Origin of the sequence: Kribbella sp. ALI-6-A (genome assembly GCF_001984195.1) — a bacterium.
In the GTDB taxonomy this organism is placed as follows: domain Bacteria; phylum Actinomycetota; class Actinomycetes; order Propionibacteriales; family Kribbellaceae; genus Kribbella.
In genome coordinates, this window is the sequence record NZ_MTQN01000012.1 from 1,764,609 (window position 1) to 1,787,748 (window position 23,140).

At 70.9% G+C, this 23,140-nt stretch carries 24 protein-coding genes; 13 read left to right on the plus strand and 11 right to left on the minus strand.

From position 1 onward, the window contains the following. Positions 1-64: 64 nt before the first annotated feature. Both BWI15_RS34920 and BWI15_RS34925 read left to right on the plus strand, forming a co-directional pair. The gene (locus BWI15_RS34920; RefSeq protein ID WP_077018749.1) at positions 65-799 is read left to right on the plus strand and encodes an SDR family oxidoreductase; all 735 of its coding nucleotides are present in this window, start codon (positions 65-67) and stop codon (positions 797-799) included. Between the two features lie 77 nt (positions 800-876). Continuing rightward, positions 877-1,395: a DUF1707 SHOCT-like domain-containing protein gene (locus tag BWI15_RS34925; protein ID WP_077018750.1), complete on the plus strand. Its 519-nt coding sequence runs from the start codon at positions 877-879 to the stop codon at positions 1,393-1,395. A 27-nt stretch (positions 1,396-1,422) separates the two neighbouring features. Here the strand turns inward: BWI15_RS34925 and BWI15_RS34930 are convergent, their stop codons facing one another. Both BWI15_RS34930 and BWI15_RS34935 read right to left on the minus strand, forming a co-directional pair. Next, the gene (locus BWI15_RS34930) at positions 1,423-2,271 is read right to left on the minus strand and encodes a hypothetical protein (protein WP_077018751.1); all 849 of its coding nucleotides are present in this window, start codon (positions 2,269-2,271) and stop codon (positions 1,423-1,425) included. Further along, the gene (locus BWI15_RS34935; protein WP_237771588.1) at positions 2,258-2,824 is read right to left on the minus strand and encodes an RNA polymerase sigma factor; all 567 of its coding nucleotides are present in this window, start codon (positions 2,822-2,824) and stop codon (positions 2,258-2,260) included. Before BWI15_RS34935 ends, BWI15_RS34930 begins: the two co-directional genes overlap by 14 nt. A gap of 221 nt (positions 2,825-3,045) precedes the next feature. On the opposite strand from BWI15_RS34935, the gene BWI15_RS38550 reads away from it, so the two are divergent. The 3 genes from BWI15_RS38550 to BWI15_RS34950 are packed head-to-tail and all read left to right on the plus strand — an operon-like array spanning position 3,046 to position 5,006. Beyond that, positions 3,046-3,774: a DUF1707 SHOCT-like domain-containing protein gene (locus BWI15_RS38550; protein ID WP_083751174.1), complete on the plus strand. Its 729-nt coding sequence runs from the start codon at positions 3,046-3,048 to the stop codon at positions 3,772-3,774. Positions 3,775-3,802: 28 nt separating this feature from the next. Next, the gene (locus BWI15_RS34945; protein ID WP_077018753.1) at positions 3,803-4,336 is read left to right on the plus strand and encodes a GNAT family N-acetyltransferase; all 534 of its coding nucleotides are present in this window, start codon (positions 3,803-3,805) and stop codon (positions 4,334-4,336) included. A gap of 13 nt (positions 4,337-4,349) precedes the next feature. Next, positions 4,350-5,006 carry a hypothetical protein gene (locus tag BWI15_RS34950; protein WP_077018754.1) on the plus strand — a complete coding sequence of 219 codons (657 nt, stop codon included), beginning with the start codon at positions 4,350-4,352 and terminating at the stop codon, positions 5,004-5,006. Here BWI15_RS34950 and ptsP read toward each other — a convergent pair. From ptsP to BWI15_RS34970, 4 genes are all read right to left on the minus strand, one after another. Next, complete coding sequence (gene ptsP, locus BWI15_RS40355) at positions 4,994-7,519, minus strand: phosphoenolpyruvate--protein phosphotransferase (protein WP_077018755.1); 2,526 nt, start codon at positions 7,517-7,519, stop codon at positions 4,994-4,996. The genes BWI15_RS34950 and ptsP overlap by 13 nt on opposite strands. 4 nt (positions 7,520-7,523) lie before the next feature. After that, complete coding sequence (gene dhaL, locus BWI15_RS34960; protein WP_077018756.1) at positions 7,524-8,144, minus strand: dihydroxyacetone kinase subunit DhaL; 621 nt, start codon at positions 8,142-8,144, stop codon at positions 7,524-7,526. Between the two features lie 2 nt (positions 8,145-8,146). Next, the gene (dhaK, locus tag BWI15_RS34965; RefSeq protein WP_077018757.1) at positions 8,147-9,151 is read right to left on the minus strand and encodes a dihydroxyacetone kinase subunit DhaK; all 1,005 of its coding nucleotides are present in this window, start codon (positions 9,149-9,151) and stop codon (positions 8,147-8,149) included. Between the two features lie 149 nt (positions 9,152-9,300). Further along, complete coding sequence (locus BWI15_RS34970; RefSeq protein WP_237771589.1) at positions 9,301-9,888, minus strand: RNA polymerase sigma factor; 588 nt, start codon at positions 9,886-9,888, stop codon at positions 9,301-9,303. A gap of 163 nt (positions 9,889-10,051) precedes the next feature. Between BWI15_RS34970 and BWI15_RS40360 the strand changes: the two genes are divergently transcribed. After that, positions 10,052-11,491: a serine/threonine-protein kinase gene (locus tag BWI15_RS40360; protein ID WP_237771590.1), complete on the plus strand. Its 1,440-nt coding sequence runs from the start codon at positions 10,052-10,054 to the stop codon at positions 11,489-11,491. A 210-nt stretch (positions 11,492-11,701) separates the two neighbouring features. On the opposite strand, the gene BWI15_RS34980 is transcribed toward BWI15_RS40360, so the two are convergent. From BWI15_RS34980 to BWI15_RS35000, 5 genes are all read right to left on the minus strand, one after another. Then, positions 11,702-12,424, minus strand: coding sequence for a hypothetical protein (locus BWI15_RS34980; protein ID WP_143466090.1), 723 nt, complete (start codon positions 12,422-12,424; stop codon positions 11,702-11,704). A 113-nt stretch (positions 12,425-12,537) separates the two neighbouring features. Further along, positions 12,538-13,242 (minus strand): hypothetical protein, encoded by a 705-nt coding sequence (locus BWI15_RS34985; protein WP_077018759.1) that lies wholly within the window; start codon positions 13,240-13,242, stop codon positions 12,538-12,540. Next, the gene (locus BWI15_RS34990) at positions 13,239-13,850 is read right to left on the minus strand and encodes a transcriptional regulator (protein ID WP_077018760.1); all 612 of its coding nucleotides are present in this window, start codon (positions 13,848-13,850) and stop codon (positions 13,239-13,241) included. The genes BWI15_RS34985 and BWI15_RS34990 overlap by 4 nt, the downstream gene beginning before the upstream one ends. A gap of 49 nt (positions 13,851-13,899) precedes the next feature. Next, positions 13,900-15,351, minus strand: a complete 1,452-nt coding sequence (locus tag BWI15_RS34995; RefSeq protein ID WP_077018761.1) for a family 43 glycosylhydrolase — start codon at positions 15,349-15,351, stop codon at positions 13,900-13,902. A 97-nt stretch (positions 15,352-15,448) separates the two neighbouring features. After that, on the minus strand, positions 15,449-16,297 hold the full coding sequence (locus tag BWI15_RS35000) for a hypothetical protein (RefSeq protein ID WP_143466092.1): 849 nt from the start codon (positions 16,295-16,297) through the stop codon (positions 15,449-15,451). A gap of 275 nt (positions 16,298-16,572) precedes the next feature. Between BWI15_RS35000 and BWI15_RS35005 the strand changes: the two genes are divergently transcribed. From BWI15_RS35005 to BWI15_RS35035, 7 genes are all read left to right on the plus strand, one after another. Further along, positions 16,573-16,806: a hypothetical protein gene (locus BWI15_RS35005; protein ID WP_077018763.1), complete on the plus strand. Its 234-nt coding sequence runs from the start codon at positions 16,573-16,575 to the stop codon at positions 16,804-16,806. A gap of 63 nt (positions 16,807-16,869) precedes the next feature. Then, positions 16,870-18,294, plus strand: coding sequence for an FGGY-family carbohydrate kinase (locus BWI15_RS35010; protein WP_077018764.1), 1,425 nt, complete (start codon positions 16,870-16,872; stop codon positions 18,292-18,294). Further along, complete coding sequence (locus tag BWI15_RS35015; RefSeq protein WP_077018765.1) at positions 18,291-18,911, plus strand: histidine phosphatase family protein; 621 nt, start codon at positions 18,291-18,293, stop codon at positions 18,909-18,911. The genes BWI15_RS35010 and BWI15_RS35015 overlap by 4 nt, the downstream gene beginning before the upstream one ends. Further along, positions 18,908-19,702 (plus strand): DeoR/GlpR family DNA-binding transcription regulator, encoded by a 795-nt coding sequence (locus BWI15_RS35020; protein WP_077018766.1) that lies wholly within the window; start codon positions 18,908-18,910, stop codon positions 19,700-19,702. The genes BWI15_RS35015 and BWI15_RS35020 overlap by 4 nt, the downstream gene beginning before the upstream one ends. A 9-nt stretch (positions 19,703-19,711) precedes the next feature. After that, entirely contained in the window at positions 19,712-21,298 is a 1,587-nt protein-coding gene (locus tag BWI15_RS35025; RefSeq protein WP_077018767.1) for an FGGY-family carbohydrate kinase, read from the plus strand. Positions 21,299-21,386: 88 nt separating this feature from the next. Further along, the gene (locus BWI15_RS35030; protein WP_077018768.1) at positions 21,387-22,409 is read left to right on the plus strand and encodes a 2-hydroxyacid dehydrogenase; all 1,023 of its coding nucleotides are present in this window, start codon (positions 21,387-21,389) and stop codon (positions 22,407-22,409) included. Positions 22,410-22,434: 25 nt separating this feature from the next. Continuing rightward, positions 22,435-23,127: an MgtC/SapB family protein gene (locus tag BWI15_RS35035; RefSeq protein WP_077018769.1), complete on the plus strand. Its 693-nt coding sequence runs from the start codon at positions 22,435-22,437 to the stop codon at positions 23,125-23,127. The last annotated feature ends 13 nt before the right edge of the window (positions 23,128-23,140 follow it).

A 23,140-nucleotide genomic window follows, 5' to 3' on the forward strand; every position in this document is an offset into this window, starting at 1 on the left:
AAAAGTGGGGACGGTCCCCACATACTGGATTCGGGGATAGTCCCCACTTATCCAGGGAGTATAGATGAACCAGTCACTCGAGCACCGGACGCTTCTCGTGACGGGCGCGAACGGTGGTCTCGGGCAGGAGTTCGTGGCCCAGGCACTCGACCGGGGAGCGGCCAAGGTCTACGCCGCGGCGCGTGGCCCCGAGCGGTGGGACGACCCCCGCGTCCAGCCGCTGGCGCTCGACATCACCGACGCCGAGGCCGTCGCCCGCGCGGTCGCAGCCGCACCCGACGTCGACCTGCTGATCAACAACGCGGCGATCGCGCCGGACGGCGACTCGATCGCGGGCCCGGAAGAGGAGCTTCGCCGGATCTTCGAGACGAACTTCTTCGGCACGCTCCGGGTGGCGAACGCCTTCGGCCCGGTGCTCGGCGCCAACGGCGGCGGGACCCTGCTGAACATCTTGTCCGCCGCGAGCTGGATCAACGTGCCGACCGGGTACGCGGCGTCGAAGGCGGCGATGTGGTCGGCCACCAACGCGCTGCGGGTGCACCTGCGGGCGCAGGGCACGCAGGTGATCGGCCTGCTGGTCGGCATGATCGACACTCCGATGGCGCAGCGGTGGGACGTTCCGAAGGTCAGCCCCGCCGACGTCGTCGCTCAGGCGTACGACGGGGTCGCGGACGGCTCGATCGAGGTCCTGGCCGACGAGCCGACCCGGGAGCTGAAGTCGCGGCTGAGTCAGAAGGCCGAGGAGTTCTACCCGTGGCTCGACGAGCAGCTCAAGGGGCTGGTGCCGGCGCCTGCCTGACCGAGCGGACGGCGCAGCGGCTTTTGGCTGACCAGGGGTCTGGCACACTCGAAGGACGCTAGTGGGGAGTGTGTCGGATGGCTGACAGAGACTGGGAACGGCGGCCTGATCTGCGCTCGGGCCGGGCTGGTCAGCTGGGGAATCTGGCGGGGATGGCGGCTGCGGCTGGGCAGGAGGCCCGGGTGGTGGCGGCTCGGCGGCGATTGGCTTCGGTGCGGTTGACCGACGAAGAGCGCCGGGTCTGTTTCGACGAGTTGGCTGAGCAGTTCGCGGTCGGCCGGTTGGACGAGCAGGAACTGCACCGGCGGGTGGACCTGGTGCAGGAAGCGGTGACGCACGGGGATCTGCTGGTGGCGTTCGCGGGACTGCCGGCGCCGGGGTTCTATGCGCCGCAACCGAAGGCGCCCGGGCGCTGGCGGTGGGCGGCGTTCGTGGGAGCGGTGTGGCTGGCGCTGCCGTTTTTCCTGACCGGCTTGGTGTTTCTGGTGTTCGGGAGGGAGATCGCGGCGGCGATCTTCGGGTTGCCGGCGGTCTTCTGGGTGCTGGCGACCTGGCGCTGGGCGTCGGCGCCGAAACGGGAAGCCCGCCGCCGCTGAGTTGGTACGACGGCGGGCCGCCCGGGGCTACTTGTCGGGCGACTCGCCGACGAAGAACACGACCTCGCCGGGAGCGAACGGCGTGACGTCGTGCACATACCAACTGCCGGGGACCGAATCGTGGCCCTGCAGGTTCGGTCCGGGTCCGGAGTTGTAGCCGACGACCTTCAGGCCGCGCGCCCGGAGCTGCGGAAGAACCTCCGCCACCGGCCGGTTCCTGAACTTCAGGCCGGCCATCGGCTCGCCGGGGTCTCCGGCCGAGGACGAACTGTGCCGGTACATCTCCCCGGGCTCGGCGGCGCGGCCGAAGTCGATCTCGGCCCAGCCCTTCAGGTCCTTCGGGACCTCGACGCCTTCCTGGCAGCCGGGGTCGGCGGCATTCAGGGTGCCGTTGCACTTCTCGCCCGGGTCGAGCAGCCGCAATCTCGTTTCCTCGTTGGGCACCGAGTAGCCGGCGAACTTGCCGACCAGCGACGGGCTGACCGGCACCGCTGCCACCTTCACCCTCAGGCCCATCGCCTTGAACTCCGCGTTGTACCGCGCGGGGTCCGCGGCCGGGTCGACGACCCGGACGATGACCGAGTTGCCGGTGTCGGTGAACGACAGCGCCTGCGGCTGATCCTGCCCGGGACTCCGGACGACCGTCGCCGCGACGACGCCGAGGATCAGCAGGCTGAACGCACCGGCCAGCACCAGCCGTGGCCGGGCCGTGCGGCTCGATCGGCTGCGGTCCGGCGTACTGGCTGTGGCCGCCAGCGGATCCGGGGTGGTCCTGACGATGTCGTCGGACAGACGGCTCCAGGTGCCGGCATCGACCTCGGTGGTGGTGCTGGGCTTCAGGGCGCGGGTGGCCGCGTCGATGTCAGACGTCTTCATGGGAAACCTCTCCTCTCACCGCGGCCGGTGGGCGGGTGGTGAGCAGCTTGGCGAATCGTTTGCGGGCGCGATGCAGGCGGATCCGTACGGCGTTGCGGGAGCAGCCGAGCACGGTCGCGATCTGGGCGGTGTCCAGGTCCTCCCAGGCGACCAGCGTCAGCAGTTCGCGGTCCTGCTCGGGCAGGGCCCGGAACGCCCGCGCGGTGGCCGAGTCGCCGTCGACCGGCTCCGGGCTGGGCGTCGAGGTCTCCACCAGTTCGTCGCGGAGCCGGTCGGCCAGCGCGTTGCGCCGTCCCTCACCCCGCCGGTGGTTGGCCAGCACGCGCCGCGCGACGCCGTACAGCCAGGGCTTGGTCTGGTCACCGCCGGGAACCTCGTCGAGCCGCCGCCACACCACCACGAACGTGTCGGCGAGCAGGTCGGCAGCGTCGTGACTGGAACCGGTACGCCGCAGCAGGTAGCCGAGCACCGCCTCCCGATGGGTGCCGAACACCTCCTCGAACCGTTCCCGGCGCCCGTCCCCCGGCGGGTCGTGCACAGCTGCCTCGCTCACTGGCCCGGGATGGGGCCTGATCGGTGTCTGCGTCATACCTCGTACATGTCCGCCACCCTGCTCATCCATTTCACCGCACCGCAGTGTCAGCCCGTGATGACGCCATCGCGGAGCGTGGCAGCTGCAGCTTCCTGCAGTTGCGCAGGCGGAGCGGTGACCGGCGGTGAGTGGGAAACTACTGGGACCGGCCTGGGGTGGCCGCTTGTTCCTGGGGGAGTTCGATGCTCGAAGACGACGACAGCGCGGTCGAGTACAGCGTGCTGACCGCTCTCAGCCGGCAGACGCTGACCGAGGCGGAGCTGGTCCAAGCCGTCGGCGCCGAGCCGCGCCGCCTGGCCCGGCTGCTGCGCGGCCTGGTGCGGGACACCTACGTGACCGAGCTGCCCCAGGACATCCGTGAGCCGGAGTACCAGCTGGCACCGGCGGGGATCGCGCGGCTGTCGCTGAGCAACCAGCTGGCCACCAACGGATCGGTCGGGTTCGGTACGTTCATCGGGATGACGGCGGCGGCTCACGCCGAGGCCGAGCAGGCGGTGGTTCGCCAGCAGCAGTCCAAGCTCCTGCTGACCGACCAGGACCGCAGCGTGTGCTCGACCGCCCTGTCCGAGCAGGTGGGACTCGGCCGCATCGACATGGCCGAGCTGCACCGCCGGACCGAACTCCTGTACGCCGCGAAGACGCGTGCCGACCTCGAGCCGGTCTTCCTGGGTCTGCCTCGTCCACAGCTGCACGGTGAGCAGATCGAGCCGAAGCGCCGCACCTGGCGCTGGGTGGTCTTCGGGGTGGCCGCGGGCATGTCAGTGCCCTTTCTGCTGTCCGGTCTGCTCTTCCTGCTGGCCGGCTCGGACGCGGGCGATCGGGGGTTCGGCGCCTTTCTCACCGTCGGTGCCGTGCTGTGGACGCTCTTCGCGTTCGGCTGGGTCCGGCGAGGGCGCTCCCGGCGGACCTGATCGCCCCAAGCTGAAATAACCTGACGGCGTGACTCCTGTTCAACGGCCGGCGGTGCCCGGTGACGCCGGCGCGATCGCCGAGCTGATGCGTGCCTCGGTCGTCGAGCTGTTCCCGGCGTACTACGACGAGCGGCAGACGGCCAGTGCGGCGGTGCACATCGCGGCGCTGGACCTCGCGCTGATCGAGGACGGCACGTACTACGTGCACGAAGCCGCCGGGGAGATCGTCGCGTGTGGTGGCTGGAGCCGGCGCAACAAGCTCTACAACGGGACCGACGCCGGTGCGGACGCACGGCTGCTCGATCCCGCGACCGAGCCGGCCCGGATCCGGGCCATGTTCGTCCGGGCCGACTGGACCCGCCGCGGGCTGGGCCGGGCCATCCTGACCGCCTGCGTGGACGCCGCGCGGGCGGAGGGGTTCACTCAGCTCGCGCTGATGGCCACGCTGCCCGGCGTACCGCTGTACAAGTCCTTCGGCTTCACCGAGCTCGGTGCGGAGAAGCTGACCATGCCTGACGGCGTCGTCCTGGACGGCATCGCGATGCAACGGTCCGTCGACTGATCGGAGATCCACCATGACCGCTGGAACCACCGTGCTCGCCCCCGACGGCACCGAGGTCGTGCTCGGCGAGATCGGCACCCGGGTGCTGCTGGAGAACCCCCGGGTCCGGGTCTGGGAGGTCGCGCTGGACCCAGGGGAGGCGCAGGGCTGGCACCTGCACCACAACCCGTACGTCGTGCTCTGCCTGTCCACGTCGCCTTGCCACATGGACTGGCTCGACGGCAGCCCGGCCCGGCAGCTCAGCGAGACGGTCGGTGGTTCGGTCTACCGGCCGGTGTCGCCGGTGCACATGCTGACCAACGACGGCGACGCGCCCTACCGGAACCGGCTGATCGAGGTCCTGGACCTCGGCGAGGAGGCGTCCGGTGCGCCGTACGACGTACCGGAGGGTGTTGCCGCCGACAGCGGCTTCGCCGAGGTCGGGGAGGTCCCGGCGAAGGTCGTCGTCGACGAGGACGACGTACGCGTCCAGCACGTGACACCTGAGGCAGGGGAGTCCTACACCTGGCGGACCGGTGCCTACCCCGCGCTGGTGGTCGACCTGGACCTGGCGACCGAGCCGCTGAGCGGTCTGGTCTACCTGGAGCCGGGGGAGTCGTACACGCTCCCCGCCAAGCCCACTCGGACCTCCGGCTACAACCTGGTCGAGCTGCGCTACTACAGCCGCTGACGGACGGCTGCTGCGCTGTCCAGGGTCAGTGCGGTCGCTGCCGCCATCGCAGCGTCGACCGCACTGACCTGACGGAGCTTTGCCTTCACCAGCGGTACCTGCGGCCCGACCGCGCTGAGCTCCTGCACGCCCAACCCCACCAGCAGCGTCGCAGCGAGCGGATCGCTCGCCAGGTCTCCACACACGGCGACATGCACGCCCAGCGGGACCTGACGCACGACGCGATCGATCAGCCGCAGTACGGCGGGATCCAGGCCGTCGGCGAGCGCCGCGACGGCTGTGTTCGTCCGGTCAGCCGCGGTCGTGTACTGCGTCAGGTCGTTGGTGCCGATGCTGACGAAGTCGAGCCCGGCGGCCAGCGTCTCGATCCGGAGCGCCGCCGCGGGCACCTCGACCATGATCCCGACCTTGAGCCCGTCCGGCCGCGGTCCGAGCTGCTGGAGCGCCCAGGCGACCTCCTCGGCCGTCGTCACCATCGGAAACATCACCTGCACAGGGGTTTCCGCCGCGACCTCGCGGATCGCCTCCAGCTGCGTCGCCAGCAGCTCGGGCCGGCGACGGAACGTGCGCAGGCCACGGTCGCCGAGGAACGGGTTCGCCTCGGCGTCCTGCGGGAGGAACCGCAACGGCTTGTCGCCGCCGACGTCCCAGGTCCGGATCGTGATCGGCTTGCCGCCCAGCGCGGCCGCGATCTCCCGGTACGCCGCCGCCTGCTCGGCCGCGGTCGGCGGAGTCCGCCGGTCCCCGAACAGCACCTCGGTCCGCACCAGTCCCGACCCGTCCGCGCCGCGCGCGTCCCGCGCGTCCTGCACCGAGCCGACATTGACCATCACCGGGATCGTCCGCTCGTCCAGCGTCGTCGCGGGCTCGTCGACGGCGGCCAGAGCCACGTCCCGTTCGCCCGTCCGCTCCCGGATGGTCAGCTCGAACGCCCGCTGGTCCGGCTCGACCACGAACGACCCGGTCCGCGCGTCGAACCCCACCGTCGCACCATCCTCGACGGCGACGTCCCCGATCCCGGTGATCAACGGGATGCCTCGCGACCGCGCGACGATCACGCCGTGCCCGGTCGTACCCGCTGCCCGGACGGCGATCCCGGCCACGCGGCCTCCGTCGACGGACGCCGCGGTGGCCGCGTCGAGCTCCGGTACGACGAGGATGCTGCCCGCGGCAGGTTCGACGGGTTCCGCGGCGCCGGTGAGGGCGCGCAGCACCCGGTTGCGCACGCTGCGGACGTCCTGCGCGCGCTCGCGCTGGTACGGATCGTCAAGGCCGTCGAAGGTCTCCGCCAGCGAGTCCAGCGCCTGCTTCCAGGCCGTCGCCGCATCGGTGCCTTGGGCAACTGATCGGAACACCGGGTCGAGCACGGCCACGTCACCGAGCAGGCCGGCCTGCGCGGCGAAGATCCCCGCCTCACCGACTCCGAGCCGCCCGGCGGTCGCATCCCGCAGCCGCAACAACTGGTCCTCGGCAGCGCGTCGGGCCTGTTCGGCACGCTCGCGTTCGACCTCGTGGTCGCCGGGCAGGTAGCCGCTCAGGTCGACGTCCCCGCGGACGACGGCAGCCGGGCCCACCGCCACATCCAGCCCCGACCCACCTGCTAGGGGCGCGACGGCGCTCTCATCCGCGCCGCTCTCGCCTGCGCCGCTTGTGCCTGCGCCGCTTGTGCCTGCGCCGCTCGTGCCTGCGCCGCTCGCGCCGCCTGCGGCGGCCGCGTCCGGCTGTGCGTTCCCCGCGCCGCCGCCGCCGGCGGCCAACACCCCGCCCGGCTGGGCACTCGGCTCCGCCTCGGCGGTGTCGTCGAAGCCCCGATCCGCCAGTTCACGAATCGCCTCGAGCGCCTCAGCGGCCTGCGGACCACTCGCCGCGAACTCCAGCCGATGGTTCTGCTGCGCGTTCAACGTCGCGACCCGGCTCAGGCTGCCGGCGTCGACCGGACCCCGGCCGGTGTCCAGATCGCGCAGCGTCACCACAGCATCGAACTGACCGACAACCCCGACAAGCTTCGCCGCCGGCCGAGCGTGCAGCCCGTGCTCGATGCCCAGGGCAACTTCCAGTGTGAGCTGCTCGGCGGATCCGATCGCGCCGACCTCATCCGGCGCGGCATCACCCAAATGCTCCTGCTTACCGGCCAACCCACGCCCGGCCTCCGCAAGCACAGCATCCAGCGTCGCCCCTGTCGACGCCGTCACGACCGCGGCGACCAATCCCTCGACCAGTGGAGCACTCGACAGCTTGACCCGCTCAGCAGTCTCCGGATCGACGAACTCCAGCGCCATCTCCGCGCTCAGCACCGCGCTGCCGAGATCCAGCAGCACCAGTACGCCGTCCGGCCCGTCCGCCGTCGCGATCGCCTCGGCGACGGCCGCGGCATCGGTGCCGAAGGTCGTCTCGTCCAGCCCGGCCGCCACCGCGATGACCGGACGGTTGTCGGAGGCAACCATTTCCGATGCCAACCCGACCGCGGCGTCGGCCAGGGCGCGGCTGTGCGACACCACCACGATTCCGATCACGGGATCAACCCAGCGTGCGTGCGGCCGACTCCAGCAACAGCGTCGTACTCGTCGCTCCCGGATCCTGATGACCCGCGCTGCGCTCACCCAGGTAGCTCGCGCGCCCCTTCCGGGCGACCAGCGGCACGGTCTCGTCCCGGCCCTTGGCCGCGGCCTCCGCGGCGGCGACCAGCGCGCCGCGCAGATCCGACCCGCCCGCGACAGCCTCGTCGTACGCCGTCAGCGCCGGTGCCCACGCGTCGTACATGGTCTTGTCGCCCAGCTCCGCCTTGCCACGGGCGAGAATCCCGCCGACGCCCGCCTTCAGCGCCTCGCCGACGGTTTCGGCCGTCACCTCGGCGCCGGCCAGCGCCGTACCGAAGCGCAGGAAGAACGTGCCGTACAACGGTCCGCTGGCGCCACCGACCTTGCTGACCAGCGTCATCCCGGCCTTCTTCAGCAGCTCGTCGACCGAGTCGAAGCTGGTCTCGTCCAGCACCGCGACAACCGCCTGGAAGCCGCGGTCCATGTTGCTGCCGTGGTCCGCGTCGCCGATCGCCGAGTCGAGCTCGGTCAGGTACGCCGCGTTGTCGTGCAACGTGTTCGCCAGGTCCCGCAGCCAGTTCGCGAAGTTCTCGACAGCCATGCTCACGCGCCCCAGCGTAGGCCGGGGGTGTTCACGGGCGCGTCCCAGAGCCGTACCAGGTCGTCGTCCACCTTGAGCAGCGTGACCGAGCAGCCGGCCATCTCCAGCGAGGTGATGTAGTTGCCGACCAGCGAACGCGCGACGGTGATGCCTGCCGCGTCGAGCAGTTGGCGGACCTCGTTGTACATCAGGTACAGCTCGATCAGCGGCGTACCGCCCATACCGTTGACGAAGGCAATCACCGAGTCGCCTTGGCTGTAGGGCAGGTCCTGCAGCACCGGGTCGACCAGCAGCGCGGCGACGTCCTTGGCCGGGGCCAGCGGCAACCGTTGCCGGCCGGGCTCGCCGTGGATGCCGATGCCGACCTCCATCTCGTTCTCGGCCAGCTCGAACGTCGGTTTGCCCGCGGCCGGCACCGTGCACGAGGTGAGCGCCATGCCCATGCTGCGGCCGTTGCCGTTGACCTTCTTGGCCAGGTCGGCGACCTCCTGCAGCGACCGGCCCTGCTCGGCGGCGGCGCCGACGATCTTCTCCAGCAGCACGGTCACGCCGACACCCCGCCGGCCGGCCGTGTAGAGGCTGTCCTGGACCGCGACGTCGTCGTCGGTCACCACCGACAGCACCTCGGTGCCGGCCTCGGCCGCGGCCAGTTCGGCGGCCATCTCGAAGTTCATCACGTCGCCGGTGTAGTTTTTCACGATGTGCAGGACGCCAGCTCCGGCGTCGACCTCCTTGGTCGCCGCCATCATCTGGTCCGGCACCGGGGAGGTGAACACCTCACCCGCGCAGGCGGCGTCCAGCATGCCCGGCCCGACGAACCCGCCGTGCATCGGCTCGTGCCCCGACCCGCCCCCGGAGATCAGCCCGACCTTCCCGCTGCGGGGTGCGTCCTTGCGATAGACGATCCGGTTCTCGTGGTCGACCCGGACGTGGTCGGGATGCGCGAGCGCCAGCCCACGCAGCGCTTCACTCACGACATCGGCGGGGTCGTTGATGAGCTTCTTCATGCCCCCCATCTGAGCACACCGGACGCCGCGGCGGGAGTCCCCGGCGGAGGGTCCGGCGGAGAACGTGCGAAACAAGAACCGCCCCGGCAGATGTGCCCGTCCGGGCAGCTCCTGGGGGCAGTGGTGCGGCGGGCGGAGGCCCGCCGCGGTCAGTCCTTCGGCCGCAGCAGCGGGCGGACGACCTCGCGGGCGTCGTGGATGCGCGACTTCACCGTCCCCAGCGGAGCGCCGACCTCGGCCGCGATCTCCTCGTACGACAGGCCGTAGACGTCACGCAGCACCAGCGGCGTGACCATCTGCGGGCGGGACTTCTCCAGCGTCTCCAGGGCCTCGAGCAGATCGAGGCGGGTCCCGGCGATCACGCTGGTGGTGCGTGGGTCCGGCTTGTCCATCGTGTCCGGGTTGTGCGCCGCCTGCGCGGTCCGCTTCAGCTTGCGGTACGTCGATCGCGCCGAGTTGGCCGCGACCGAGTGCACCCAGGTGGAGAAGCTGCTCCGGCCCGAGTAGCTGTTGATCTTCGTGGCGATGTTGAGCAGGGCCTCCTGCGCGGCGTCCTCGGCGTCGGCGGAGTACGGCAGCACGCTGCGGCAGATCCGCAGGACCCGCGGGTGGACCAGGCGCAACAAATCGTCCAGCGCGTTCTTGTCGCCGGCCTGGGCGCGCTCGGCCAGGACTCCGAGGTCGTCGGTCGGGCTGTTGCTGTCGCTCATCTGCGCCTTGTCTGCTCGAATCGCCATGGTCGTGCTCGGGGCCGGGCTCGTGGTGGGCTGGTCGTGGCTCACTGTGTCCTCACGGTGGGCCCGGTTGTCAACCGGGTTGTTCACCGGCCCCGGAGCGCGGAACTCCCAGTGATCCATAATGCCTTGTATGGGGGTCCCATCCAGACTAGGCCGGTACGTCGTGCGCCGACGCCTGGGCTCAGGCGGTTTCGCGACGGTGTGGCTGGCTCACGACGAGCAGCTGGACGCCGAGGTCGCGGTCAAGGTGCTGGCCGAGAACTGGGCCCACGACGACGCGGTCCGGCGGCGGTTCCTGGAGGAGGGCCGGTTCCTGCGCCGGGTCGAGTCCGAGCACGTCGTTCAGGTGCACGACGTCGGTGAGCTGGAGGACGGGCGCCCCTTCCTGGTCCTCACCTACGCCGACCGGGGCACGCTCGCCGACCGGCTGAAGAAGGAGCCGCTCGCGCTGGCCGACGCCGTCGGCGTCGTCGTCCAGGTCGGGCGGGGCCTGCAGGCGCTGCACCGGCGCGGATTGCTGCACCGCGACGTCAAGCCCGCGAACGTCCTGTTCCGCAGTACCGACGAGGGCGAACGGGCGGTGCTGTCGGACCTCGGACTGGGCAAGTCGCTCGACGAGGTCTCCCGGATCACCATGCCCGGCGGCACTCCGTCGTACGTCGCGCCCGAACAGGCGATGGGCGAACGCCTCGACGAACGCGCCGACCAGTACTCGCTGGGCGCCGTCGCGTACGCCGCTCTGACCGGCCGCTCCCCACACCAGGTCGACGGCCTCGGCGCGGCCGGCCGCGTGCACGCTCCGGCGCCGCCGAGCAGCCTCGGCTTCGACATCCCCGACAAGATCGACGAGGCCATCGTCCGGGCACTCGATCCCGACCGGGCCAACCGGTGGCCGGACGTCGCGACGTTCACCCGCGAGCTGGTCGGTGCGCTCGACGAGACCACGCACGGGTTCGTCCCGGCGTCGGTCTCCGGTCTGCCGACGCAGCAGGTCACGGTGGATCGGTCGGCCGTGGACAGTCCCACCGAGCGCCCGCCGTCGGAGGCGCCCACCGAGCTGCCGTCCGCGGAGGCAGTCACCACCCCCGTTCCCGTCGGCGCCGACCCCGAGCCGACCGCCCCGAGCGACGCCAACGCGCCGACGCTGCTGAAGCCCGGCGAAGAGGCCGGCTCGGGCGCAGGGGCCGACAGTGCCCGGTCGCCGGAGTCCGGCTCGGTTCAGGCAGGCGGTGGCGTGGGCTCCGCCGGGGTGGATGCCGCCGCTCCAGGCGCGCAGCCCGCGGCGCCGGCGGCCGGCGCGAGCGCCTCAGGTGTTGCCCCCGCGGCGCAGGCCGCGTCGCCGGCCGGCGGCTCGGCCGTCGCCCCGGCGGCGCCAGGATCCGGCGCGGCTTCGATCGCGCCCCTCGCCTCGATCGCCGCCTCGACGGACGACATAGCCCCTTCCGACCAGCCCGCCAGGACCGGGCGGCGCCGCGGCCGCTGGGTGGTCGCGTTCGTGCTGGCCCTGCTGCTCGGTGGCGCCGCGGGCTTCAGCTACCAGCGCTACGTGGAGCCGCGGACGATGGGTGAGCTGCCCGCTCACAGCACCGTCCAACGCAACTGATTCGTAAACTTTGGTGTCAGGGGGATTTCACAGAGTGCGTCCGGCCGCCTACTCTGCTGCGGCCCCTGTTTCACCGCGCCGCTGAGGAGTTCCCCCGTGCGGGATGTTTTCGACCGGCTTCTGCCGTCGCCAGCCCTGGTTCAGTCGAGTCGTCGCCGGTTCTACCGGTTGCGCTCGGTCGTCTTCCGCACCATCTGGCCGGTCGACGCGTCATAACTCCGAGTCGCTGCGGGTGACGGTGTCCGACGCCCGTTCGAGCACCGCCCAGATCGCGTCCTTGTCCTGGATCAGCCCGGTCGAGCTGATCTCGACAGCGCAGTCACCGGAGTCGTCGAGCGCGACCCAGCGCACCACGACGTACCGCAAGGCCTGCGGGCGTGGGTCGCCGTCCGCGCGGGTCGGGATGAAGGTGTAGGTCAGCGTGGCCGACCGCCCGTCCTCGGTGACCTGCGTGTTCAGGATTCGCAGGTCCTCCCGGCTCGGCGTGTTGGCGAGCATCAGGATCCGCTGCTCCATCGACGCCTGCGGTGGACGCTCGATGGTGAACCCTGCCTCGATGCGCACGTACCGTCTTGCGGTCGGGTCGGTGTAACGGGCCTCCTTCGGCGGATCCGGCTGGGTCATCCGCCAGTTCTTGGGCACCTCGGCCGTCACCCGGGACCGCACCGCTTGCTCCGCGACGAACTCCCGCTCCTTGTACCGCAGCTCGCTGCGCCGCAACGCGGGCGTCGGATCCGGTACGGCGGTGTTCACCGGCTCGACCGGCGTCGGCGTACCGTCGCCTCCGTCAACGTGCAACGGCGCCGCCGAACCGCTCGGCTGAGCCTTCGGCTGGGTCAGATGCCCGATGCCGTAACCACCGGCGCCGCCGGCCAGCGTGATCACGACCAGCCCAGCACTCAGCAGCACCGCTCCGGCGCGTCGCCCGGCCACGGGCATCCCTCCTCCCCGGTCCAGCCCCCGTTGGCTCTTGGACACCGTAAACCGGCGAAAGGTTCGACCCCGCGCGGCCGGTTTCGCCGCGTGATCGACGCGGTCGTCTGCGGTCAGCCGGTCTCGCGAACCGACCGGGACGCCTCGAGCGCCACCGCGTTCAGTCCCGCGGCGTCCTGCGGCAGCCCGGTGATGCTCATCTCCACCGTCGCGACATCGTCCCCGCCGGTGGCGACCCAGCGCACGATGACGTGGCGCAGGGTCTTGATCGGTATGAAGGTGTAGACCAGCGTGGAGACCGTACGAACCTCGCCGTTCGCCTCGAGCTGCCCGTCGGTCTGGGACAAAATTTTCAGGTCGTTCTCGTACGGCTGGCTCGACTTCAGGCCGGCCACGAGCTTGTTCATCGAATCGGTGGGGGACAGCTGATCCGGCAGCGCGGACTCGACCCGGACGGCGCGCTCCCGCTCGGGATCGAGGAACTTCACCTCGCGTGGCATCTTCGGGTCCCGGGTCAGCTGCCAGCCGCGCGGGACCCGGATCGACAGCCGGACCGGCGCACCGGACTCGTCGTGGATCGTGAAGTTCTGGGTGCGGAAGCTCAACTCGTCGGCCTCGAGCGCGGCGAGCGTATTCGGCTCGGGTGTCTTCCGGGGCAGCGGCGGATCAGTGGCCGGCGGGGAGTCGTCGCCCGTGGGGTAGGTGCCGTTCGCGTTCGCAGTCGTCGTGGGCTCGGTCAGGTCCCCGACGACGTAGCCCCCGACGCCTCCGATCACTGCGACCAGTACGACGCCGCTCGCGAGGACTGCGGTTTTCACCCGTGCACCAGATCCCAGAACGCGAGCTCGAAGCGCACCACCCGGTCGAAGCCGAGCTCCATCGCCGGCGTCAGCGGCTCCCGGTCCACCAGCGCGGCCAGTTGGTCGACGTACGCGGCGAACTCCGGGGACGACCAGTTCGCGATGAATCCCGCGTACGGCGTCTCCGGGCCGGTCCGGTCGCGGACCGAGGCCCAGGCGTCGTAGTAGGCCTTTTCAACGGCGTACAGGACGGTGATCGCGACCGGCCAGCCTTCACGCACAGTGCTGAGGAGGTACGCCGAGTAGCCGACGTTCAGCAGGGACGGCTCGACGGCCAGGTCGAGTCCCCGTTCCGCGGCGGCTTTCTCGAACAGGGCGAGCTCCGGCACGAGCGCGGCGATCCCGTTCGCCAGGACCGCGTGGGCTTCGTCGTCGGGGGCGATGGCCCTCAGCTCGCGCAGGTAGACCTGGAACGACCGGACGAAGAAGTAGTCCTCGGTCAACCACCGGTCGAAGGTCTCGCGGGGCAGCGAACCGTCGGACGTCCGGAGCACGAACGGGTGCGCGAGAATCCGCTGCCAGGCGGAGCTCTGCCCGTTCACCAGTTCCTGTGCCGTCTCACCCACCTCGCCATTCTGTCATCCGCCCACGACACCGGGGGCTGCCTGCCGATGGTCAGTACACCTCGATCCGGTCCACGCTGACCTGGGTGCTGGTGGAGGCGGGGTTCTTCTCGCCGGTGACCCGGATCCGGAGCGTGTGCGGGCCGGGCGGCAACGTCGGGCTGACGTAGGTGAGCTGCTCGCCGACCCGGATCGAGCTGTAGTAGTCGACCCGCTGCTCCGGGCCGCCGTCGACCGAGATCGCCGCGATGCCGTTGCCGCGGTCGACGACGCTGAGCAACGCGACCTTGGTCCCGGTGAACCGGATCGTGGCCGACGCTCCTGCGATGCCGGTCCAGTGGTCGTTGCCCCAGAAGCACTGGTTGCCGCAGCCGGAGCCGGAGTTCCACGGGCCGGCGTACTCGACCTGGTTCTGGCCGGTGCCGAGGTCGAAGTCGTTGATCACCGAGGTCGCCGCACCGGGATCGCCGGAGGGCAGTTGCTGGGTGGCGCCGGCAGCGAGTGGGCTGCCGAGGTTCGGCGAGCCGTCGGCGTTCCAGCTGATCTTCTGCACCCGGGTGGTGCGGAACGCGTACGTGTAGGTGCTGGTGTTCTTGCCGTGGTAGGCGATCCAGTCCTCGGTGCCGTCCGGCGAGGTGAAGAACGAGTGATGGCCCGGACCCCAGACGCCGGTCGCGTCGTTGCGGGAGAAGATCGGTCCGGGGTGCTGTACCCAGTTCGCCGCGACCATCGGGTCGGCGCCGTTCGCGATGCTCTTCATCCACAACTGGTAGTCGGGTTTGCCGGTGTCGCAGGTCGAGTACGTGAGCCACGTCCGGCCGTTGCGGTAGAGCGGTGCCGGGCCTTCGCGGACCTCGGTGCATCCACCGCTGGCAGGGATCGCGACGCGGTTGCCGGTCGCCGTCCAGGGATTGCTCATCCGCACGATGTAGAGCTGCGCCGGGCCGCCCTGCCCGCGGCCCGGGCCGGTCCAGACGAAGTACTGCCGGCCGTTGTGCGTGATCGGTTCGCCGTCGATCGCGTACTCGCCGAAGTCCGCGATCTTCGCCTTGAACGTGTACGGCCCGAGCGGGTCGTCGCCGGCCGACTCCAGCACGTACATCCGGTGGTTGGCGTCGACGCCGTCGGAGGCGGTGTAGTAGATGTACCAGCGGTTGCCGACGTGCCGGAACGCCGGCGCCCACATCTGCGTGTTCCGGCTCGGATCGCTGTCCCGGAAGACCACGATCTCCGGCGCGACCAGCAGCGTGGCCAGGCTGGGCGACGACCAGATGCCGATGTGGTCGCCGGTCGTGGTCGCGACGTAGTACCTGCCGTTGTGCCAGATCATCGACGGGTCGGCGCCGGCGTTGACCGGGTTGCGGAAGGTCTGGGCCATCACATTCTCCGTCCTGGCAGGAGATCCGGATGGTTCCGGCGGTACGGCGGCTGAGGCGAGCAGCGCGGAGCCGGCCACCAGCAGCGTGGTCAGGGCGGACGTGAGCAGCGGGCGGGCGAACCTCATGGCGGACCCCTTCGTGGGCGGACGGTACGGATCCCTGCCTCAGTATTACAACGTTGAAGCGGCGACCGGAACCCTTCGCACCCAGATCGAAAGGTGGTCACCCGCCGTAGGCGGCGGGCCGGTCCGCGGCGGACTGCGCGTTGGCGGCCCAGAACCTGTTGCGCAGGGCAATCATCGTCGCGACCAGCAGCTCGGCGCGCGGGCGGACCAGCTCGTCGTCGAGCAGCCTGGTGTCGCCGGAGGTCTCGAACTCGCGGGCGCTGGTGGCGACCAGGTTCAGCAGCTCGGTGTTGCTGCGCAGGGTCAGCCGTTGCAGGGCGATCCGGTGCGCGGCGCCACCGCGCAGTCCGAGCAGCAGTCGCTCGCCGAGCAGGATCTCGGCCCACGCCTCGGCGAGCTGGTGCGACAGTCCGTCGGTGCCCAGCCACGGCCGGACCGCCGGAGCAAGTCGTTGCTGGTAGCCCGCAAGCCAGGGTGAGCAGTCGGCCTCGATCGCCGCGGTCGTGAAGTACGCCGGGGTGGAGCCGTCGCCGACCATCGCCCGCAGCATCGCGACCTTGTCCCGCACGCCGGCGAAGCGCGGCGTCCCGGCGAACAGGTCCAGGTCGTACTCGACCAGGACTCCCAGGCTGCGCAGCACCTGAACGGCGAGGATGAGCTCGCGGACCCGCGCCTGCTCTCCGGGGACTCCGTTCAGCGTGACGTGGACGAGGAAGAGCCCACTGTCCCGGAGCTGCCGGAAGTTTGCCTGCGTCACGTCGGTCGCCGTACAGGTCGTGCTCCACAGGACCTGGCCGAGCAGGCCGTCGTCGGTGAGCTGGGTGACGGCGTCGGAGCCGAAGGGGCGGCCCGGGCGTGCTCGTGCGCAGCGCAGCTTCAGCAGAGTCGCGCCGCCGGTCCGGCCGGTGAACCGGTGTGGCAGCACGACGCTCTGATCAGTATCCATGGTCCCCCCACCGACGCCGATCGTCTCCGTTCAAGGTCCGTCGGTCCGCCGGGGATGTCAACCCTCCGTGATCCGGCTGCGCAGCGTGACGGTTCGTGGCTGTCGGCAACGGTACGCAGCGTGGCTGATCGTCACTACCTGTTGGGCTGGGAGAAAGGGGTTGCCGACCATAAACTTTACGAAGATTTAGGCGTGACGTTCCGACGACGCCGGTCGTTGAGCGGTCAGATACCTCTCACCGATCGGGGTCTCCTGGGGATCCGGAAAGGCCGCCCGTGCATCGCTTCAATTCACCACCCAGCTGGCCCGAGCCGCCGACCGAGTCGTGGCGACCGCCGCTCGGTTGGCAACCCGATCCGGAGTGGCCGGACGCACCGGCCGGTTGGGGCTTCTGGCTCAACCGGCACGGCCGGCCGGCGAGTGGACCGATCGGCGCCTTCGGTGCGGTCGACGCGGGCCGCCTCGAGGTCGCCACGGCCGACCGGTCGTTGCTGCTGATGCACTGCTGAGGGATCCTCTTATCGCTTCCTGGTGTTATGTTACCAACGTAACTAACATCGGGAGGCGGAACTGTGGCGTGGATCGGCCTTGATCTCGGCACGCAGAGCGTGCGCGCCGTACTGGTCGGCGCCGCCGGCGAGGTGCTCGCGCGAGCCGCGCGCCCGCTGACCAGCCACCGCGACGGAGTCCGCCACGAGCAGGACCCGCGGGAGTGGATCACCACCGTCGAGCAAGTCCTCGCCGAGGTGACCCAGGCCGATGACACGCAGCGCTCGCTGGCTCAGGACCGCGAGATCGAGGGCCTGGCGATCTGCTCGACCTCGGGCACCGTTGTCCTGACCGACCGCCAGGGCCGGCCCGCCTCCGCCGCGCTGATGTACGACGACGCCCGCGCCGCCGAACTGCTGCCGCGGGTCGTCGCCGCCGATCCGGAGCGCTGGGCCGCCGCGATGCAGCCGACCTGGGCGCTGCCGAAGATCCTGTGGCTCGGCCCCGCCGACGACCAGCTCGTTGCCCATAGCGCGGACGTCGTCGCGGCCGACCTCGCCGGCCATCCGGTCGCCACCGACACCAGTCACGCGTTGAAGACCGGCTACGACCTCGCCGGTAGCTGGCCGGCCGAGGCGTTCGAAAAGCTCGGACTGCCCGTCGGCACGCTGCCCGAGGTGGTCCTGCCGGGAACCGTCATCGGCGCGGTCTCGAAGGCGAAGGCGCAGGTCACCGGGGTTCCCGCCGGTACGCCGATCGTCGCCGGCATGACCGATGGCTGCGCGGCCCAGATCGCCGCCGGCGCGCTCACCCCCGGCGCCTGGAACTCGGTGCTCGGGACGACGCTCGTGCTCAAGGGCGTCACCAAGGACCTGCTGCGCGACCCGACCGGCGCTGTCTACAGCCACCGCCATCCCGACGGCGACGGCTGGCTTCCGGGCGGCGCGTCCAACACCGGCGCCGGTGCCCTCACCTCGATGCTGCCCGGCGCGGATCTCGACGCGCTCGACCGGGCCGCGGTCGAGCAGGCCCACCGGACCGGGCCGGTCGATGCCGCGATCTACCCGCTGACCAAGCCTGGGGAGCGATTCCCGTTTGTCGCGCCCGACGCCGTCGGGTTCGAGCTGGGTGACGTCCCGGACGATCTGCATCGCTACCTCGGCGTGCTGCAGGGCGTCGCGTTCGTCGAGCGGCTGGCCTTCGAGCACCTGACCCGGCTCGGCGCCGAGCCGCCGCGGTCGGTCGCGCTCACCGGCGGCGCGGTCCGCAGCGAGCACTGGAACCAGCTGCGCGCCGACGTTCTCGGCGTACCGGTCGAGCTGCCGGAGGCCGCTGATCCGGCGTACGGGATGGCTGTGCTGGCGGCGTCCCGCGGTACGTCGGTGGCCGGGACCGCGCGGCGGATGGTCCGGATCAGCCGCGTGATCGAGCCGCGCCCGAGCGAACGCCTCACCGACCTGTACGGCGCCTTCGTGGCCGAGCTGGAGCGCCGGGGGTACCTGCGATGAGGACGACCGTCGTCCTGGCGCGGCACGGGCGGACCGAGTGGCACCACGGGAACCGGTACACCGGATCGACCGACCTGCCGATCGATTCGGTCGGTGTCCGGCAGGCCGAGTTCCTGCGGACGTGGGCGGTCGAGGAGTTCCGGCCGGACGCGCTCTGGTCGTCGCCGATGCTCCGCGCCCGCCAGACCGCCGCACCGACCGCTGAAGCGCTCGGGCTCGAACCGACCGTCGACGCGCGGCTCCGCGAGGTCGACTTCGGATCGGCCGAGGGCAAGATGCTGAGCGAGCTGCCGCCGTCGGTCGGCCAGGCCTTCGAGCTCGACCCGGTCGCGAATCCCTTCCCTGATGGGGAAAACGTCGCGGACGCGGCCGTGCGGGTGCACGGCGCCTTCGACCAGATCGTCCGGCGGCACGCGGGCGGCAAGGTGCTCGTCGTCGCGCACAACACGCTGATCCGGCTGCTGGTCTGCCGGGTCCTCGGCCTCGCGGTCAAGGACTACCGCAGACTTCTCCCGGCACTCGGTCCCGCGGCGCTGGTGCGCTTGCGCGAGCAGGACGGCACAGTGGGTCTCGAAGCCTTCAACGTCCCCGCACTGCGAACGGAGATCCCGCAATGAACGAGATCGACACCGACACCGAGCTGAGCCGCCCCGCGCGCCGCCAGGCCGAGATCGCGGCGTACGTCGTCCAGCACGGTTCGGTGTCCGCGAACGATCTGGTCGAGGCGTTCGGGGTCAGCGTGATGACCGTGCACCGCGACCTCGACGAGCTCGAGCGCCAGGGCGTCGTCCGCAAGTTCCGCGGCGGGGTGACCGCGCAGCCGACCAGCGTGTTCGAGAGCAACGTCGCCTACCGGCTGAACACCGCGCAGTCCGAGAAGACCGCGATCGCCCGGCACGCCCGGACGAAAATCGAGCCCGGCATGTCGGTGATGCTCGACGACTCGACCAGCGCGCTGGCCCTCGTCGACCTGCTCGAGGACATCACTCCGTTGACCGTGGCAACGAATTTCCTGCCCGCGATCACCCGGCTCACGCAGCTGCGCGACGTCACCTTGCTGGCGCTCGGAGGGATCTACTCCGCGACGCACGACTCGTTCGGGGGACTGCCGTGCGCGGAGGCCGTCGGTGCCCTGCACACCGATCTGCTGTTCTGCAGCGTCTCGGCGGTCTCGCCCACGCACGCCTTCCACCAGGAGCAGGAGATCGTCCTGGTGAAGCAGGCGATGCTCCGGTCGGCGCGGACCAAGGTGCTGCTCGTCGACCACGGCAAGCTGCAGCGCACCGCGCTGCACCGGCTCGCACCGCTGACCGACTTCGACGTGGTCGTCGTCGACGAGAAGACGCCCGAGGACCTGGTCCGCGGCCTGCGCGACCAGGGCGCCACCGTTGAAGTAGCACCACTCTAGGAGGCCGCAGTGGAGATCGGTGTCGATGTCGGAACCACAGTCACCAAGGCCGTCGCCTTCGACGACCAGGGTCGCCAGGTCGGCGAGGCGTCCCGCCCGACCCGCCTGGTCCGCCCGGGGCCCGGCCGGTTCGAGCACGACACCGACGAGATCGTTGCTTCGGTCAACGAGGTGATCGCGGAGCTGGTGCACCGCCTGGGTGGCGACAGGGGCGCCGGCCGAGGATCGGACGGCTCGGCGGGCGAAGCACGCCGGTCAGCCGCGGGTGGCGCTGGGCCTACCTCCTCCTCTTTCGGGGGCGAGGCCGGCGCAGCCGGCGAGCCCGTGAGTTTGGTGGCGATCACTGGACAGGGGGATGGGCTCTGGCTGGTCGACGAAGCCGGGCGTCCCGTGCGTCCTGCGATCTCCTGGCTGGACGCACGGAGCAGCTCGATCCTGGGTCGCTGGACCGACAGCGGTGTGGCCGAGCAAGTCTTTCGGCGGTCCGGGAACCGAATGTTCCCAGGGGCGTCCGGGCCGCTGCTGGCAGCTGTCCTGGAAGAGGAACCGGACACGCTGACCCGGGCAACCACCGCCGCGTACTGCAAGGACGTGGTGATGCAGCGGCTCACCGGAGTCCGGGCCACCGACATCTCCGACGCGTCGGCGCCGTTCCTCGACCCGCGAACCGGCGACTACGACGCGGAAGCGCTGAGCGCCTGCGGGTTGAGCGACTGGCGACATCTGCTGGCTCCGGTCGCGCCGGACGGCCCGGTCGGCGAGCTGCACGACGCGAGCATCGGCCTGCCGAAGGGCACCAGGGTTTCCTCCGGCCCGTACGACCTGCCGGCCGCGGCGATCGGCGCAGGCGTGACCGAGGTCGGCGACGCGCTGCTCACCGTCGGTACGACGCTCGCCTGTCAGGTGGTCACGCGAGACCTCCCGGTGGACGGCGAACCGGCCGGGCTCATTCTCGGTACCTGGACCCCCGGCGTCTGGCTGCGGGCCATGCCCGCGATGGTCGGTACCGCGGCGCTCGACCGCGTCCTGCACCTCGTCGGCGCGACCACCGACCAGCTGCAGCAGCTCCTCACCGACAGCCCGCCCGGCGCGAACGGCGTGACTGTCCTGCCGTACCTGTCCGAAGCTGGTGAGCGTGCGCCTTTCGTCGACACCAACGCCCGCGGTACTTTCGACGGCATCTCCCTGTCCACGACCCAGGGTGATCTGCTGCGCGCCACCTGCGAAGGCATCGCGTATGCCGCCCGGCACTGCCTCGAGGCGGCCGGTTGGTCCGGGAAGGTCACCGTGTGCGGCGGCGGTGCCCGCAGCAACGAGTGGACCCAGATCCTCGCCGACGTGCTCGACGCCCCGCTGCACACCACCGAGGCCTCGCAGGTCGCCGCCCGCGGCGCGGTGATCGCCGCCAAGCGGGTGCTCGGCGACGTGGGTGCCGAGTGGATCGCCGAGACCCGCCAGATCGATCCCGATCCCACCCGCGCGGCCTTCTACGCCGAGGGCTACGCGCACTACCTGCGCCGGATCGAGGCCGCCCGCCCGCGCTGGGCGGATCCGGCGCCGGCGTATCAAGCGGCAACGCTCCCAGCCCCGGCCTGACCATCCGGTGCCCGCCCTGACCACCCGACCCCCGCCCGAGCCCCGGCGATGCGTCCCCGGAGCCCCGCCCGACGATTTCAGGAGTTCGATGAGAACCGTCAAGACCCTGCTGGCCGGCGACCACTTCGTCCGCAACGAGCTGCTCGCCGAGGCGCTGTCCGCGCTGCCGGACGTCCGGTTCGACTTCCGCGAGGTGACGCTGCCCTGGCCGCTCACGCCGTACGGGCGGGTGGCCGAGGTGGACGAGGCGAGTGACGTCGAGGACGAGCTGATCGCCGCACTGCCCGGTGTCGAGCTGGCGGTGACGCAGATGGGACCGTTCACCGAGCGGGTGCTGGAGTCCGCGCCCGACCTGCGGTTCCTGGTCTGCTGCCGGGGCGGTCCGGTCAACGTGAACGTGCCCGCGGCAACGAAGCGCGGCGTCGTCGTCGCCTCGACTCCCGGCCGCAACGCGGTCGCGGCGGCCGAGCACGCGGTCGCTCTGACGATGGGTGCCTTGCGCAAGCTTCCCCAGCTGCAGCGCACCCTGGAGCAGGGTGAGTGGCGCAGTGACCTCTACGCCTACGACGAGTGCGGTTCCGAGCTGGAGGGCGCGACCGTCGGCCTGATCGGGTACGGCGCGATCGGCAGCCGGGTCGCCCGGGTGATGCTCGCGTTCGGCGCGCACGTCGTCGTGGTCGATCCCGTGCTCGACGCGGCGTCCCCGCCGGACGGGATCGAGGTGGTCGAGCTGGACGAGCTGCTGACCCGCTCGGACGTAGTCAGCCTGCACGCGCGACTCACCGACGACACCCGCGGCATGATCGGCGCCGACCAGTTGGCGCGGATGCGGCCGGGCGCCGTACTGGTGAACACGGCGCGCGGTGGCCTGCTCGACTACGAGGCGACCGTGGATGCGCTGGAGTCGGGGCAGCTCGGCGCCGCCGCCTTCGACGTGTTCCCGGCCGAGCCGTTGCCCGAGGGCTCGCGGTTGCTGACGGCACCCAATGTCGTGATGACCCCGCATCTGGCCGGTGCGACCCGGCAGACCGCTCAGCGAGCTGCCTCGATCGCCGCTGAGGCCGTCGCGGCGTACCTGGCCGGGCGCGACCCGATCGGGGTCAAGCGATGACTCCGTGGAGGGAACAGGTCAGGGCATGAGGCTGGTGTCCGACAGCACCTGGACCGAGCTCCTCCTGCTGGTGATGGCGTTCGTGCTGTCGACGGTGATCGGGATCGAACGGCAGGTGCACCAGAAGGCCGCCGGGATGCGCACGCACACCCTGGTCGGCACCGGCGCGGCCCTGTTCACGCTGGTGTCGGGGTTCGGCTTCAACACCGTGCTCGGGACGGACGTCAATCTCGACCCGTCCAGGATCGCCGCCCAGGTCGTGTCCGGTGTCGGCTTCCTCGGGGCCGGCGTGATCTTCATGCGGCGCGACGTCGTCCGCGGGCTGACCACCGCCGCCACGATCTGGATGACCGCGGCGATCGGCATGGCCTGCGGGGCCGGTATGCCGGTGCTCGCGGCCGCGGCGACCGTGCTGCACCTGATCGCGGTCGGCGCGTTCGGCCGCCTGGCGAGGTGCCTGCCGTCGCCCGACCGGAACCGGCTGGTCGTCGTCCGGTATCTCGACGGCTCCGGAGTCCTGCGGTCGATCCTGTCGACCGCGACCGTGATGGGCTTCGAGGCGTCGATCCTCGGCACCGACGTCCGGCGCGAGGACGGCCGGCCGCAGGTCCGGGCCGAGATGCGGTTCCGCGGCCGTCCGCCGCTGCAGGACCTTGTCCTCGCGCTCGGAGAGCTGGACGGTGTGACCGCGGTCAGACGGCGCGCGGATGACGATTGATGTGAATTGAGTG

Coding starts and splice junctions, on each gene's coding strand:
- BWI15_RS34930 (WP_077018751.1), bottom strand. CDS start 2,271: ATGAAGACGTCTGACATCGACGCGGCCACCCGCGCCCTGAAGCCCAGC.
- dhaL (WP_077018756.1), bottom strand. CDS start 8,144: ATGGCTGTCGAGAACTTCGCGAACTGGCTGCGGGACCTGGCGAACACG.
- BWI15_RS38550 (WP_083751174.1), top strand. CDS start 3,046: ATGCTCGAAGACGACGACAGCGCGGTCGAGTACAGCGTGCTGACCGCT.
- BWI15_RS35035 (WP_077018769.1), top strand. CDS start 22,435: ATGAGGCTGGTGTCCGACAGCACCTGGACCGAGCTCCTCCTGCTGGTG.
- BWI15_RS34920 (WP_077018749.1), top strand. CDS start 65: ATGAACCAGTCACTCGAGCACCGGACGCTTCTCGTGACGGGCGCGAAC.
- BWI15_RS35030 (WP_077018768.1), top strand. CDS start 21,387: ATGAGAACCGTCAAGACCCTGCTGGCCGGCGACCACTTCGTCCGCAAC.
- BWI15_RS35000 (WP_143466092.1), bottom strand. CDS start 16,297: ATGGATACTGATCAGAGCGTCGTGCTGCCACACCGGTTCACCGGCCGG.
- BWI15_RS35020 (WP_077018766.1), top strand. CDS start 18,908: ATGAACGAGATCGACACCGACACCGAGCTGAGCCGCCCCGCGCGCCGC.
- BWI15_RS34950 (WP_077018754.1), top strand. CDS start 4,350: ATGACCGCTGGAACCACCGTGCTCGCCCCCGACGGCACCGAGGTCGTG.
- BWI15_RS35015 (WP_077018765.1), top strand. CDS start 18,291: ATGAGGACGACCGTCGTCCTGGCGCGGCACGGGCGGACCGAGTGGCAC.
- dhaK (WP_077018757.1), bottom strand. CDS start 9,151: ATGAAGAAGCTCATCAACGACCCCGCCGATGTCGTGAGTGAAGCGCTG.
- BWI15_RS34995 (WP_077018761.1), bottom strand. CDS start 15,351: ATGAGGTTCGCCCGCCCGCTGCTCACGTCCGCCCTGACCACGCTGCTG.
- BWI15_RS34970 (WP_237771589.1), bottom strand. CDS start 9,888: ATGGCGATTCGAGCAGACAAGGCGCAGATGAGCGACAGCAACAGCCCG.
- BWI15_RS34925 (WP_077018750.1), top strand. CDS start 877: ATGGCTGACAGAGACTGGGAACGGCGGCCTGATCTGCGCTCGGGCCGG.